Source organism: Blautia sp. MSK20_18 (assembly GCF_020553125.1).
Classification (GTDB): Bacteria; Bacillota; Clostridia; order Lachnospirales; family Lachnospiraceae; genus Blautia_A; species Blautia_A fusiformis.
This window is the reverse complement of sequence record NZ_JAJCGR010000016.1, coordinates 66,128-79,271: the sequence shown is the minus strand read 5'-3', so window position 1 is coordinate 79,271 and position 13,144 is coordinate 66,128. Positions and strand designations below refer to the sequence as shown.

At 45.1% G+C, this 13,144-nt stretch carries 10 protein-coding genes and 1 pseudogene; 1 reads left to right on the top strand and 10 read right to left on the bottom strand.

Annotated elements, in window-relative coordinates:
• Positions 1 to 13: 13 nt before the first annotated feature.
• On the bottom strand, positions 14 to 1,045 hold the full coding sequence (locus LI091_RS10475; RefSeq protein ID WP_022426478.1) for a uroporphyrinogen decarboxylase family protein: 1,032 nt from the start codon (positions 1,043 to 1,045) through the stop codon (positions 14 to 16).
• 54 nt (positions 1,046 to 1,099) lie between these two features.
• Positions 1,100 to 2,500, bottom strand: a complete 1,401-nt coding sequence (locus LI091_RS10470; RefSeq protein ID WP_022426479.1) for an MFS transporter — start codon at positions 2,498 to 2,500, stop codon at positions 1,100 to 1,102.
• Between the two features lie 261 nt (positions 2,501 to 2,761).
• On the opposite strand from LI091_RS10470, the gene LI091_RS10465 reads away from it, so the two are divergent.
• Entirely contained in the window at positions 2,762 to 4,342 is a 1,581-nt protein-coding gene (locus LI091_RS10465; protein ID WP_022426480.1) for a PucR family transcriptional regulator, read from the top strand.
• Positions 4,343 to 4,363: 21 nt separating this feature from the next.
• Here the strand turns inward: LI091_RS10465 and LI091_RS10460 are convergent, their stop codons facing one another.
• From LI091_RS10460 to LI091_RS10425, 8 genes and pseudogenes are all read right to left on the bottom strand, one after another.
• Positions 4,364 to 5,146 (bottom strand): arylamine N-acetyltransferase family protein, encoded by a 783-nt coding sequence (locus tag LI091_RS10460; protein ID WP_118752964.1) that lies wholly within the window; start codon positions 5,144 to 5,146, stop codon positions 4,364 to 4,366.
• Between the two features lie 15 nt (positions 5,147 to 5,161).
• A complete protein-coding gene (locus tag LI091_RS10455) occupies positions 5,162 to 5,701 on the bottom strand; it encodes a DUF2284 domain-containing protein (protein ID WP_161208484.1) in 540 nt (179 codons plus the stop codon).
• Positions 5,702 to 5,717: 16 nt separating this feature from the next.
• Positions 5,718 to 7,418, bottom strand: a complete 1,701-nt coding sequence (locus LI091_RS10450) for an ASKHA domain-containing protein (protein WP_265191153.1) — start codon at positions 7,416 to 7,418, stop codon at positions 5,718 to 5,720.
• A gap of 91 nt (positions 7,419 to 7,509) precedes the next feature.
• Positions 7,510 to 8,142: a corrinoid protein gene (locus LI091_RS10445; RefSeq protein ID WP_015524728.1), complete on the bottom strand. Its 633-nt coding sequence runs from the start codon at positions 8,140 to 8,142 to the stop codon at positions 7,510 to 7,512.
• 54 nt (positions 8,143 to 8,196) lie between these two features.
• On the bottom strand, positions 8,197 to 9,012 hold the full coding sequence (locus tag LI091_RS10440) for a methyltetrahydrofolate cobalamin methyltransferase (RefSeq protein WP_265191152.1): 816 nt from the start codon (positions 9,010 to 9,012) through the stop codon (positions 8,197 to 8,199).
• A gap of 326 nt (positions 9,013 to 9,338) precedes the next feature.
• Complete coding sequence (metA, locus tag LI091_RS10435; RefSeq protein WP_118752962.1) at positions 9,339 to 10,271, bottom strand: homoserine O-acetyltransferase MetA; 933 nt, start codon at positions 10,269 to 10,271, stop codon at positions 9,339 to 9,341.
• Positions 10,272 to 10,362: 91 nt separating this feature from the next.
• Positions 10,363 to 12,324: an NAD-dependent DNA ligase LigA gene (gene ligA, locus LI091_RS10430; protein WP_110102176.1), complete on the bottom strand. Its 1,962-nt coding sequence runs from the start codon at positions 12,322 to 12,324 to the stop codon at positions 10,363 to 10,365.
• 85 nt (positions 12,325 to 12,409) lie between these two features.
• A pseudogene (locus LI091_RS10425) lies at positions 12,410 to 13,060 on the bottom strand (pseudouridine synthase); the annotation flags it as partial.
• Positions 13,061 to 13,144 lie beyond the last annotated feature (84 nt).

Here is a 13,144-nt window from a genome sequence, read left to right as displayed (position 1 = left end):
TTGAGGTTCTTTTTTATTCAATTGGCGCTTTTAATGAATTACAGGAATGCTCCTTATTATATTTTTCAATCTCGTCATCAATAATTGAATCTACATGAGGGAACAGACAACCGGGACCTCCATAGGTAATACATGGAATGAAATGTCCGTGTGGTGCATACTCCTCACATGCTCTTCTGACCTCCTTACGGATCTCTTCTTCTGTGGAATCCACTCGGTCTACGATCGAAGCATCGATTCCGCCCATAAGTGTCATTCTTCCGTTCAGCTGTTTCTGGAGCTTCGGAATATCATTCTGCGGAAGTGTTCCCTGCCAGATGTCAATCCCAAGATCAACCATATCCTCTATGATCGGTTCCATGAAGGAATCTGCGTGATGCATGACGATCACTCCATGGTCTTTCATATATTTATAGGATCTTTCATACTGTGGTTTGATAAATTCTCTCCATGTGTCCGGACTGATGAACAGGGACTGCTTGGAACCCCAGTCATCGTGGGAAAGGATGATATCCGGGTGGAGATTATCAACGATCAGCTTTGTAAGCTGAAAACGGTACTCCCCAATGGCATTGCAGAGATCCATCATATCCTCCGGCTCAAGAAGGAAGTTCACCAGCATATCCTCAAATCCCATCAGGAAGTGAAGCCTCTCAAAAACACCTGTAGGCATAAATGCCATGAAAAGGCTTCCTGAATCCTTTATCTCCTGTGCCTTCTGTTTAAATGGTTCCCATAAAGCCGGATCCGAGCACTGACCGACAATATCCGGAATCACCAGCTGCTCTTTCCATTCTGTGATATCATCAATGACCTTATTGTCCTCTGTTACATGTGGCATTGCAGCCAGCTGTTCCTGGGGCCAGAGGATCTCAGTTCCGAAAAGATCCTTCATAGGCTCCATACCACGGTGACGGTTTCCACGCACATAATTATTTGCCGGGTTCGGCGGGTAAAAGGTCGCACCCTCATACTGTCTCAGAAGTCGTTCCGGCCTGCCGTCCTTTTTTATCGTTTCAAGTAAAATCTCCGATGCTTTCAACATAATGCTTCCTCCTTTATTATCCTGTGATCTTTCAAAATACCCGATCACTTATCTTTATGATCTTGCGTCAATCTCAGCCTGATACTGAAGAACCTTTTCCTTTGTGATCTTAAATCCAAACACGAGAAGCAGAAGACCTGCCAGACAGAAAATAGCTGGAACAAGTGCAAAGGAAATCGTCATTCCCTGACGGGCCGTTCCCTCAAGAACAACTCCGGATTTCCAGCCTACCGCCACAAGACAGGCGCTGAGGATCGTTCCTCTTAAGAATACGGCAATCTTCAGCGGAAGATTCTGTAATCCCATGATCCATCCGGATGCATCTTTTCCGCTCTTCCATGTTGCATACACTACAGTGTCCGCATAAAGTGCAGGTGAAGCTGCAAAAGCCATACCATAGAAGAACTGGGCAAGTGTCATAAGGGCGATCACTGTCATTGCATTTCCATAGAAAATATATACAAGAAACAGTGATACTGCCATTCCTGCATAAGCAATGATCATAGTTGTACGGGACGATATTGCTTTTGCAATGTATCTCATGGAAAAAGCTCCGATGATGGCACCGATGGCAACACAGAGAAGATAAGTGGTCATCAGTCCCGGATTTCCCATTGCATCCCTGAAATAGTAAATAGCCGATGCTGCTGTTACAAATTTCACACACCATTTTGCAAGGTCTGCCAGCATCAGGACCATAAGAGGCGGATTCTGAAACAGGGAAGCAAACATCTCTCTGATCGTGATCTTTGTTTTGTCATTTTTCTTTCCTGCTGTTTCCGTTTCAATCTCTTCATAGCCTTCCGTCATCTTGAAATGGGCAAAATAGGTTACGACCATCAGAATACCCAGGCAGAAAGCTGCTGCTGCAAATTTATTTTTCTCACCGACATATCCGGCAAGAAGTGTTGCAAATGGAAGACCCATATAGGAAAACAACAGACCGCCTATATTATTCCAGGTTGCCCTGGAGGATGCAAGCGTTGCTTTGTCTTCCGGTGTTTTACCAACAATACTGATCAGGGTTGCGTTGGCAACATAGCTGAAATTCCATGCCACATGAGATGCGATGGATGCGGCAATGATCACCACTGCCGAAAGCCATTCATTATCACTGACACGTATGAACATGAATGCGTACAGAAACGGCACCATCCACGGAACCATGATCAGCCAGGAACGATAACGCCCCCATTTCTTTGCTTTTGTGCCATTGATGATTCCTCCGTAAAGCCAGGACAGACATGCATCAACAATGGTAAATACGGAATTGATCACACCAGCTACACCAGCTGCAAAGCCAGCCAGATCCGTCAGAAATGTCATAAAGTAAAATGTCTCGATATTACTCATAAGAACAAATCCGGCATCACCAACACCAAAGAAATATTTCAGGGCATTTGTAAGACCCTTTTTCTGTTTCGGATCTTGTTTCGGTATTTCATTTTTACTCATTTTCTTTCCCCCTTCGCTGTTTTTTGTGGGGCCGGCCATTTCCACAACTTCTCGTTACCTTTGATGGTTATAGTATAGTTGTTTTTTTCTTGTTCGTAAATCCGCACACTTCTTCATTCTTTCTCCAATGCTTCATACTTTTTGTACAGTTATTATTGTAAATATGCATAAATAATTTCTTCTCCGTTTTCTTTTTATTTTCCGTCTAATATGTTATAATTTCCTATAAATACAAGGCTTTTATGAATTGGAGGAAATATTTTGAACAAAAGAGAGCATTTCGTGAATAGCCCGCATACAGGCTTCCATCTTAATCTCCAGATCATTGCTGACGATTTTGCGGAGAAAAAAGAGGATGTTTCCATCCTCTGCCGTGAAGACCCCCTGACGCTGGATGGTCTTCGCATATATCAGGCAGGAGCCCTGCTGAAGCCATGCTACCTTTATCTTGTCTTCGGCAATTCTCTTTCCGAAAGCTTCCTGCGATACCAGAACATCGCATTTGTAGTGGTGGGCTCCGGTGATCTTTCCTGCTTTTCCGAAAGCTGCAGGATCCTTCACATTAAGGGAACCCTTTCTTTTTCTGAGGTCTTCAACCAAATACAGCAGACCTTTGACAGATATTCTGACTGGGACAGTAAACTCCAGCTTGCACTTGGAAGTATCGATCCGCTGAATGAGATGCTGGAAGCCAGTCTGGATATATTTCATAATCCGGTTTTTGCCCACGACACCAACTTTTATATCCTTTCCTCTCCCCGGCACGTAACCGGTATGTCCGAATGGGTCCATGACCAGCGTACAGGAAGACTCATCGCACCTTTAAGCCTGATTCAGGATTTCAAGCTTGACGCCGAATACCAGCGCACACTTATCACCCACGGCGCCAATATTTATTCCGAAGAGCTCCGTGGTTACCGTATCCTCTACATGAATCTCTGGGTCAGCGGCAATTATCAGGGCCGGCTTTGTGTGGATGAGCTCCAGACGGAGATACAGCCCGGACATTTTTCTGCTCTTGAGTATCTTGGCTCCTTTATCGAGCTGTGCATCCGTCGGCACAATTTGTTCCAAATTTCAATGGGAAATGACTCCCGGCAGTTTTTCACGGAGTATCTTTCCGGAAAGCTCACAGAACTACAGGCAGTTACCGATCAGATCCAGTATCTGAACTGGAATCGCCATGACCGGTATCTTGTACTTCGTCTGGAAACCCAGCAGCAGGATGACCGCATGCACTCTTCCATCGCCACACTGGGACACATTGAAGCCCAGATCCCGGAAGGTCTGGCTTTTACCTATCAGCAGGGAATCGTTGTGATCGTTAATCTGTCCTTTAAGCACTCTGTATCTTCCGATGTTATCAGTTCACTTGCGATCATCCTGCGCGAAGGGCTTTTTAAAATGGGAGTAAGCTCTGAATTTCGTGATTTTCTCCTGATCCCTCAGGGATATATTCAGGCTGTTTCCGCCTTGCGCCTGGGCAAAAAAAGTCAGAGCATGGCCTGGTGCTATCATTTTGATGCTTATCTTCTGGAATATATGCTTTCCCAGATCAGCCATCAGATCAGTCCCGAGCTTCTGGTCTCTTCACGGCTGGATGCACTGCAGAATTATGACCGAAAAAACAATACTGAGCTGTATCACACACTCAAGGTCTATCTGGAGCATGAACGCAATTCTCTTCAGACAGCCCGTGAGCTTTTTATACATAGAAGTTCCCTGACCTACCGTCTGGAGCGCATCCAGAAGCTCACAAAGGTTGATCTGGATAATCCGAAAGACCGGCTTCTTCTGCAGCTTTGCTTTCTTCTGCAGGAAAAGGACCAGACTGTCACCTGACAACCTGGTCCTTTTTTCTGTTTATATCTGTAAAAACTCCAATCCGAAATAATGTTCCATCCATAGCCTGATGGTTTCTTCCGAATCACTTATTTTCGTTTCAATGGATCCATCTTCCTTCTGGATCGTAAGAACATCCCCAGTCAGCGCAACACTTCCTTCCGGTCTGCAGATGCTCACTACTCTTTTTCTGGTAAATAATACATCTGGAGATTTTGCACAATAGAAATTCAGCAGTTCAAAATCTGCTTCTACTGTAGGAGTCTGTGAAAATCTGAGTATTGGCAGATATTTTTCTTCTTTCCTTCGTTCAACAAGTATCTCTCCGTTTGTATTTCCCGGCTTCATGTTAACACGGTACCATCCGTTTTTTTCTCTGTGGATACCATCCTTCATAAGAACCGGCTTCTTGGGACCGGGACCTCCATATCCTACATCACAGTAATAGCTTCCTTCCTCAAAAATAACAAGGGTTGCCCGGTGCAGGACCGGCGGAAGCTCTTCCCGGTTCCACAATATCCTTACCGCCACAGGGATCACACGGAAATCCAAAGCTTTCAGAAGCTCATAAAACAATTTATTCAGCTCAAAGCAATATCCGCCTCGTTTTCTGACAATAATCTTCTCATAAATATCTTCCGACCTCAGAGAAGGAATCCTTCCCTCGTCAAAAACTTCCAGATTTTCAAAGGGAATACTGCAAAGATGAAGGTCCATTATCTTTTCCAGACATTTTTTATCTGTTCTTAATTCACCCTCATATCCGATCCTGTTCAGATATGCCTCCCGTTCTCTGTCATTCATTTTTTCACTCCTGTTCTATTCAAGAAGATAACAGCTGGTATAGGCGATCGTACAGGGACCATAATAGTATTCCAGACCATTTGCCTGGCATACCTGTGTTACCAGCATTCCATAGGCTTCCATCGAAGAAAATGCCTGTTCGGGGAAACGGCATGGAGCATCCGGATATGTACACGTTTTACATTTTGTACAGCACCCGGCCCCTATGGGGAGCATACCCGGCCATCTTTCTCTGAGCACTTTTTCAAATTCATAAAAATTCTGTTTATGAACCGCTTCGGTCTCCATCATCGTCTCTCCGTCCAAAGGATCCTCCAGTTTCCCCACTGTCTGGACAATAATGCCTTCCCTGTACTTTTCTATCTTTTTTCTGCATACTTCAAGATCTCCGCATCCGGGAGGACAGCTCCAGCGTTTTGCATACATATGGCAGGTATTATTTTTGCACATTTCCCTTACCTCCGGCATAAGCTGGATCGAATCGCTCTTCAGAAGTGCTACATAAGAAAATCCTGCCTTTTTTCCCATTTCTTCCAGTTCTTTTATATTAAGCATATCCATTCTCCTCGCATTACGGAAAGCATAAGCCATCCACAAAACAGTCCTGGAACTCCGGCGAAGCTGCCAGCTCCACAAAATCCATATTTTTGACAGTCCGATCCATTTCTTTTCTTTCCTCTTCATTCAGAAGTGCGATCCTGGCACCTTCGCCTGCCGCATTTCCCACCGGCTGTATCCTGGGCAGCAGCTCAGCCGGGAACATCCCGATCGCTGCCGCACTTTCCGGATTCATGTAATTGCCGAATGCACCGGCAAGATAGACCTGTTTAATATCCTTTTCCGTGATCTCCAGTCTTTTCATAAGAAGAAAGATTCCCGCTGCGATAGCCGCTTTTGCCAGCTGTACCTCTCCGATATCCTTCTGTGTCAGATAAACGCCCCTGTCATTTCCCGACTTTTCCGGAGGTACCAGCACAAACACTCCCGCCTTTTCCTGGCCGCTTTCCAGATGACCACTTTCATCAATAAAGCCAGCCAGGTACAGCTGTGCCACAAGATCGATCAGACCTGAACCGCATAAGCCTGCCGGAGCCTTATTTCCTATAGTCGTGTATTCCCATTTTCCATTTTTGTATACTACATGATCTACTGCTCCTGCTCCTCCACGCATCCCGCACTCGATCTTTGCACCTTCAAATGCCGGACCGGCAGCTGTTGAACAACAGGCTAATCTCGTTTTATTTCCAAGGACCATCTCCCCGTTCGTTCCAATATCGATCATAAGGCTGATCTCGTTCTGCTGATCCTGTCTGAGCGTCAAAATGCAACCACAGGTATCTGCCCCTACATACCCGGCTATATCAGGCAGCATAAGCAGCTGCCCCTTTCTGTGGATATGGAGCCCATATTGCTCTGCATTCAGTGTAAGCCCCTGACTGATCGCCGGATTATACGGTGCATGGACCAGCGATGCCGGAGAAATCCCAAGAAAAAGATGATGCATGCAGGTATTTCCTACCACAGATACCTGGCAGATATCTAATGTGCTTCTTCCTGCTTCCTCTGCCAGTTCCTGGAGCATTTCATCAACCGCATTCCGTATGCAGCCGGTCAGCTGCTCTACGCCATGCTCCAGAGCATGATCCGCCCGCATGATCACATCTGCGCCATACTGAGTCTGTGGGTTCATTCTGCTCTTGAGAGCCAGCTGCTTCCCGGTCAATGCATCCATAAGATAGCCGACCACCGTCGTTGTACCTATATCAAAAGCCGCAAAACAGATTTTTTTCTCTTCTCTGCTGATATCCAGGATCTCATTTCCTGCACAGATCACATACCATTCTTCTGCTTCTTTTCTGCAGCCGTAAAGCTTCGATGCAATTTCAGTATCAGGCAGAACAGATTTTTCCACATCCAGCTGTTCTGTCAGCCGCTCCCATTCAGAGCGGTTGTCTCCTGTCTCCGGTTTCTTAAGAATCACTTTTTTCTGTTTCAGATCAGGCCTGAACGCAACCGGTCTCTGCATTCCTTCTGTAAGGATCTCCTCTTCCTGGCATCCGGACAATGTATCTACTTCAAGGTCACTGTGGATTTCCGTCTGACATGCAAGCACCATGTGATCTTCTATTTTAACACGACATTTCCCGCACTTTCCCCGGCCTCCGCAGGGTGCATCAGGAACCAGCTTTGCTTTTCTTTCCGCCTCAAGGATCCTGGTACCCGGTTCCACCAGGATCTCCTTTTCCTCCCTGATAAATTTTATTCGGTACATTTTCATCCCTCCGATGGTCACTGTAAAGCAAAAGCCGCTCTGCCGTCTATGCCATGCACAGACAATACAGAGCGGCCCGTTTTATTTTCCCTTATGCTGCCAAAGCTTTTGCAAGAACTGCTGCGCTTGCTGCATCTTCTGAATATCCATCTGCGCCGATCTCATCTGCAAATTCCTTCGTGATCGGTGCTCCTCCAACCATGATCTTAACATTGCTTCTGAAATCTTCCGCATTAAGTGCTGCAACTGTATCCTTCAGAGCCGGCATTGTAGTTGTGAGCAGCGCTGAAAGTGCAATTACCTTAACATCCGGATTTTCTTTGTAACATTCAATAACCTTCGATGCAGGTACATCAACACCGAGATCAATAACTTCAAAGCCGGCACTTTCGATCATCATTGCAACAAGATTCTTTCCGATATCATGAAGATCTCCTGCTACAGTAGCGATGATAAGTTTTCCCATACTTCCTGTAGCGCCGGATGCAAGATGTGGTTTCAGAACCTCAACACCCTTTTTCATTGCACGGGCTGCTACCAGCATTTCCGGAACAAAGATTTCTCCGTTCTTAAATCTTTCACCTACAACAGCCATTGCATCGATCATGCTGTTAAGAATCTCTGTTGCCTCACAGCCTTCATCAAGAGCTGACTGTACAGCTGCACCTACAAGTTTTGCTTTTCCTTTTTCTACCAATTCTGCTACTTCTGTGATTTTTGACATAATCAAACACCTCCGCTTTTTATTTTTTATCCGCATTCCGCATATGCGTTTTATTTATTTTTTTACAGGTCCGATCAGACCTTCTCTGTATGCTCCGATGTATTCCATACAGTAATCATCCAGACCAAGCAATGCCTCTGTTGCATATACAAGTCCAAGCATATCTCTGTTTGTAGGATCCATGATCGCGCTGTCAAGGCCAGCATTCATTGCAAGTACCACAAATCCGAAATTGATAAGCTTACGTACCGGCAGATTGAAGGAAATGTTGCTGATCGCCGCTGTAATGTGGATCATCGGATACTGTTTACGGACACTTGAAATTACTTCCACGTTCATCGCAATACCATCTTCAGATGTACAGAGCATCTCAACCAATGGATCAATATGGATACGATCCGGTGAAATTCCGTACTCTTTCGCTTTTGCCATGATCTTGTCAAATACCTTCAGCCTGTCTTCCGCACTTTTGGGGATACCTGTATCATCGCTTAGAAGTGCGATAACCTGCCACCCTTTATTTTCAGGCTGTGCCATAAGAGGAAAAATCTTATCGATCTTATCCCCTTCACCGGATACAGAGTTAAAAATACCCGGTTTCCTGCAGAATTTGTAAGCTTCTGTAAGAACATCTGCGCTGGGACTGTCTACGGAAATCGGAAGATCTGTCACTTCCTGAATACAGTCGATCATCCATTTCAAGGTTTCTACTTCTTCTGTTTCCGGAACAGATGCGCAACAATCGATATAGCTTGCTCCTGAGTTTGCCTGAGCAAGTGCCCGCTGCTTGATGAATTCTGCATCTCTGTTTGCGATCGCCTCCGCCACAGAGGGGATGGATCCATTGATTTTTTCACCTATGATTATCATATTATTTATCCTCCCGTTAACATATTCTGGCCTGCATCAAGAATTGTTACTGTTCATTCCGTTCTCAGTAACACGCTTCGCAGAATATTACCAATGAACAGTAACCAGGAATTCTTATTTCAGTTCCATGTCTTTTATATAATGATTGTATCAAAATAAATGCAAAAAACCAGCCGCATTTCATACCATAAACATTGCATTTATTCCTACATTTTGTAGGAATGTTTTTTAGGAAAGACCTTCGTAAGCAGCAATCTAAAATAAGCCCATAAATCATAGCTTTGTCTACGATTTATGAGCTTATGCTAACACTTATTTCATATTCCTTAAATTTCCCTGAAATCCGGTGTCCCGTACAGATCATACGGAGTACTCTGGTATACGTAATAATTCAACCAGTTCGTATACAGGTTGTTGGCATGGGCCCTCCAGGTGAGGAGTGGTTTGTTGTTTGGATCGTCATCTTTGTAATAGTTCTTCGGGATTTCAATAGGCAGACCCTTGGCAAGGTCTCTCTTATATTCGCCATCCAAAGTCACGCGGTCGTATTCCGGATGTCCCATAACAAAGATTTTACGTCCTCCCTCTGCCATTGCAAGGAACAGACCAGCCTCTTCGCTTTCCGCCAGGACCGTAAGGTCTTTGCATGCATGGATATCTGCAATAGGAACTTCTGTGTGTCTGGAATGCGGCGCAAGAAATACATCATCAAAGCCCCGGACCAGCGGGATCTTACGGTTCAGTACCCTGTGCTGGAAAAGTCCGAACATTTTCTTATCCAGAGGTTTTTTCTCCAGGCCATAAAAATGATAAAGACTGGCCTGCGCTGCCCAACAGAGAAAGATCGTGGAAGTCACATGCTTCTCAGTCCAATCCATGATCTCAGTCAGCTCATTCCAGTAATCCACTTCCTCAAAAGGCATCTGCTCTACCGGTGCTCCTGTGATGATCATTCCATCAAATTTACTTTTCTTTATATCGGTGAATGTTTCATAAAACTTGTTCAGATGGCTGAGAGATGTATTCTTGGCTTCATGGCTCTCCACAGCCATAAATGTCACATCCACCTGCAGCGGTGTATTGGAAAGAGAACGCAGAAGCTGCAACTCTGTTTCTTCTTTCAGCGGCATCAGATTCAGGATCAGAATCTGGATCGGACGGATATCCTGGTGCATGGCACGTTTTTCGTCCATTACAAATATATTTTCTCTCTCCAGGATCTCCTTTACCGGAAGATCCCCCTGTGTTTTGATTGGCATTGTTTGCCCTCCTTATATATGAAGCGTCTCTTATAAAGGAGCCGCTCGGCTTTTTTCTTCAGATAAAAAGTATCTCCAGTCTGTACGGCCTTTACTGCACTCCGGCAAGTTTCCGAAAATCTTCTTCTGAAAGGATCGGAATCCCCAGTTCTCTTGCCTTTTTGTTTTTGGATGAATTGGACTGGATGTCGTTATTGATCAGATAATTGGTCTTTTTGGTAACTGAACCGGTAACCTTGCCTCCCAGGGATTCGATCAGCTCTTTGGCCTCACTTCGATTTCCAAAGTGCACCAGACTTCCTGTGATCACAAAATTCATTCCTTCAAAGATCTGTTCCTGTTTGGGACTGTCCTCCTGAATATGAAGAAATCTCATCAGATGATCCAGGCGGCGATTATTATCCTCATCCCTAAAATAAGCTACCAGATTTCCGGCAATGACCGGCCCGATGGTATCAATATCACTGACCTCTTCCAGACTGGCATGACGTATCCTGTCCAGATCATTGTCAAAATGACGGCAGATCACCTTTGCATTAGCCAAACCGATATTTGCGATCCCAAGACTGTAGATCACCCTTGGAAGTGTAGTCTCTTTCGCCCGTTCCAGACTTTCCATAAGATTATCATAGGATTTCTGCCCAAAGCCTTCCATTTCCACGATCTCATCTTTATACCGGCTGATCTCAAAAATATCGCCAAAATCATGGATAAATCCCCTGGCAATAAATTTCTCCAGTGTTGCCTCGGAAAGTCCGTCGATATTCATGGCATCCCTGCTTGTAAAAAGCCCAAAGGATTTGATCTTCTTGGCCGGGCACCCCGGATTGACGCAGAAAAGACATTCCACATCGTTTTCTTTCTTCACTACCGTTTCCTGTCCGCAGGCCGGGCAGGTATGCGGGATCGGTGCATTACCGCTTCCGGTCAGATTTTCCGCGATCTGAGGAATGATCATATTTGCTTTGTATACACGAATGGTATCTCCGATCCCCAGCTTCAGTTCCTTCATGATACTGATGTTATGCACACTGGCCCTGCTCACTGTGGTTCCTTCCAGTTCCACCGGCTCAAAAATTGCTACCGGATTGATCAGTCCGGTCCTGGACGGGCTCCACTCAATCTCCAGAAGTCTCGTATCACGCATCTCATCGGCCCATTTAAATGCCATGGCGTTCCTTGGAAACTTGGCCGTAGTTCCCAGAGATTCTCCGTAAGCAATATCATCATACAATGCCACAAGCCCATCTGACGGAAAATCATTGGTCGTAACTGCTTCCGCAAAGTAATCCATCGCTTCATCCAGAGTTTCCGCTGTGACTTTTCGATATTCCACAACTTCAAAGCCCTGTTCATTCAGCCACCGAAACTGCACCTCCCTGGAATTCCGGAAATCCACGCCTTCCGCACTCACTAAAGAAAAAGCATAAAACCGTACGTTTCTCTTCGCTGTAATTTCGTTATTCAGCTGGCGGACAGAACCACTGCAGAGATTTCTGGGATTTTTGTATTTGGCATCTGCATCTCCGATGGTTTCGTTGATCTTTTCAAAATCCGAATAGGTAATGATGGCTTCTCCGCGAAGTACCAGTCTCCCTTTAAAAGAAATTTTCAAAGGTATGTTCTTAAATACTCTGGCATTATTGGTAATAACCTCTCCCACAATACCATTTCCTCTGGTAACTGCCTTTATAAGCTCTCCGTTTTCATAGGTAAGCACGATCGTTAAGCCATCCAGCTTCCAGGATAAAAGTGTAGGATGTTCCCCGATAAACTCTCTCAAAGCTTCTCTCTCTTTAGTCTTATCCAGAGACAGCATCGGTCTCTCATGTTCTTCCTTGGGGAGCTGCTCCACTGCCTCATATCCTACATTAACGGTTGGACTGTCTGCCAGAACGATCCCTGTTTCTTTCTCCAGTGCGCTCAGAGTGTCGTACAGGGCGTCGTACTCCACGTTGGACATGATCTCCCTGTCTTCCTGATAATAGGCCCTGGACGCTTCCCGGAGCTTTTCTCCCAGCTCTTTCATTTTTTTTATGGATGATTCGTTCATGGCTTCCTCCCGTCCTTTTTTCTGATTTTTCGGAGGAAAGCATCTCCTCCAGTTCTTTTCGTTCTTCCGGTCGGATCTCACGATATTTCCCCTCTTCCAGGCCATCAATATACAGATTCATGATCCGAACACGTTTCAGTGTTACGACTTTATATCCGAAATATTCACACATACGACGGATCTGGCGGTTCAGACCCTGGGTAAGGATGATACGAAAACTGTTTTTCCCTGTTTTTGTAACCTTGCAGGGACGTGTGACCGTATCAAGGATCGGCACTCCGCCGCCCATACCACGGATAAATTCTTCTGTCACCGGTTTATTCACGGTCACCTGATATTCCTTTTCATGGTAGTTCCCCGCCTTCATGATACGGTTCACCAGATCTCCTTCATTGGTAAGGAGAAGCAGTCCTTCGGAATCTTTATCCAGCCGTCCTATGGGATAGATCCGCACCGGATAATCCAGATATTCTGTTACTGTCATCTCATTCCGCTGCTGCTTGGTACTGCAGACAATCCCTTTTGGTTTATGAAAAAGAAGCAGGATCTTTTTTTCCTGTTTTTTTACAGGCTTTCCGTCAATACAGATCTCCGCATCCGGAAGGATCTTCATTCCTGTGGAAACCAGTTCTCCATTGACAGTAACCCTCCCCGCTTCTGTCAGGCGGTCTGCCTCTCTTCTTGAGCAGACTCCTATATCGCTTAAATATTTATTGATTCTGATTTTTTCGTCCATTGTTCTATTATATATTTTTTCCCACGTGTTCGCAACCGGTTATTTTTCTTGTATTTTCTTGCTCATTATTGTATGATAAACAGA

What these genes read in the sequence shown, in the direction of transcription:
- LI091_RS10475 (WP_022426478.1), bottom strand. Translation starts at nt 1,045, where the DNA reads ATGTTGAAAGCATCGGAGATTTTACTTGAAACGATAAAAAAGGACGGC.
- LI091_RS10460 (WP_118752964.1), bottom strand. Translation starts at nt 5,146, where the DNA reads ATGAATGACAGAGAACGGGAGGCATATCTGAACAGGATCGGATATGAG.
- ligA (WP_110102176.1), bottom strand. Translation starts at nt 12,324, where the DNA reads ATGAACGAATCATCCATAAAAAAAATGAAAGAGCTGGGAGAAAAGCTC.
- LI091_RS10450 (WP_265191153.1), bottom strand. Translation starts at nt 7,418, where the DNA reads ATGTACCGAATAAAATTTATCAGGGAGGAAAAGGAGATCCTGGTGGAA.
- metA (WP_118752962.1), bottom strand. Translation starts at nt 10,271, where the DNA reads ATGCCAATCAAAACACAGGGGGATCTTCCGGTAAAGGAGATCCTGGAG.
- LI091_RS10455 (WP_161208484.1), bottom strand. Translation starts at nt 5,701, where the DNA reads ATGCTTAATATAAAAGAACTGGAAGAAATGGGAAAAAAGGCAGGATTT.
- LI091_RS10470 (WP_022426479.1), bottom strand. Translation starts at nt 2,500, where the DNA reads ATGAGTAAAAATGAAATACCGAAACAAGATCCGAAACAGAAAAAGGGT.
- LI091_RS10445 (WP_015524728.1), bottom strand. Translation starts at nt 8,142, where the DNA reads ATGTCAAAAATCACAGAAGTAGCAGAATTGGTAGAAAAAGGAAAAGCA.
- LI091_RS10440 (WP_265191152.1), bottom strand. Translation starts at nt 9,012, where the DNA reads ATGATAATCATAGGTGAAAAAATCAATGGATCCATCCCCTCTGTGGCG.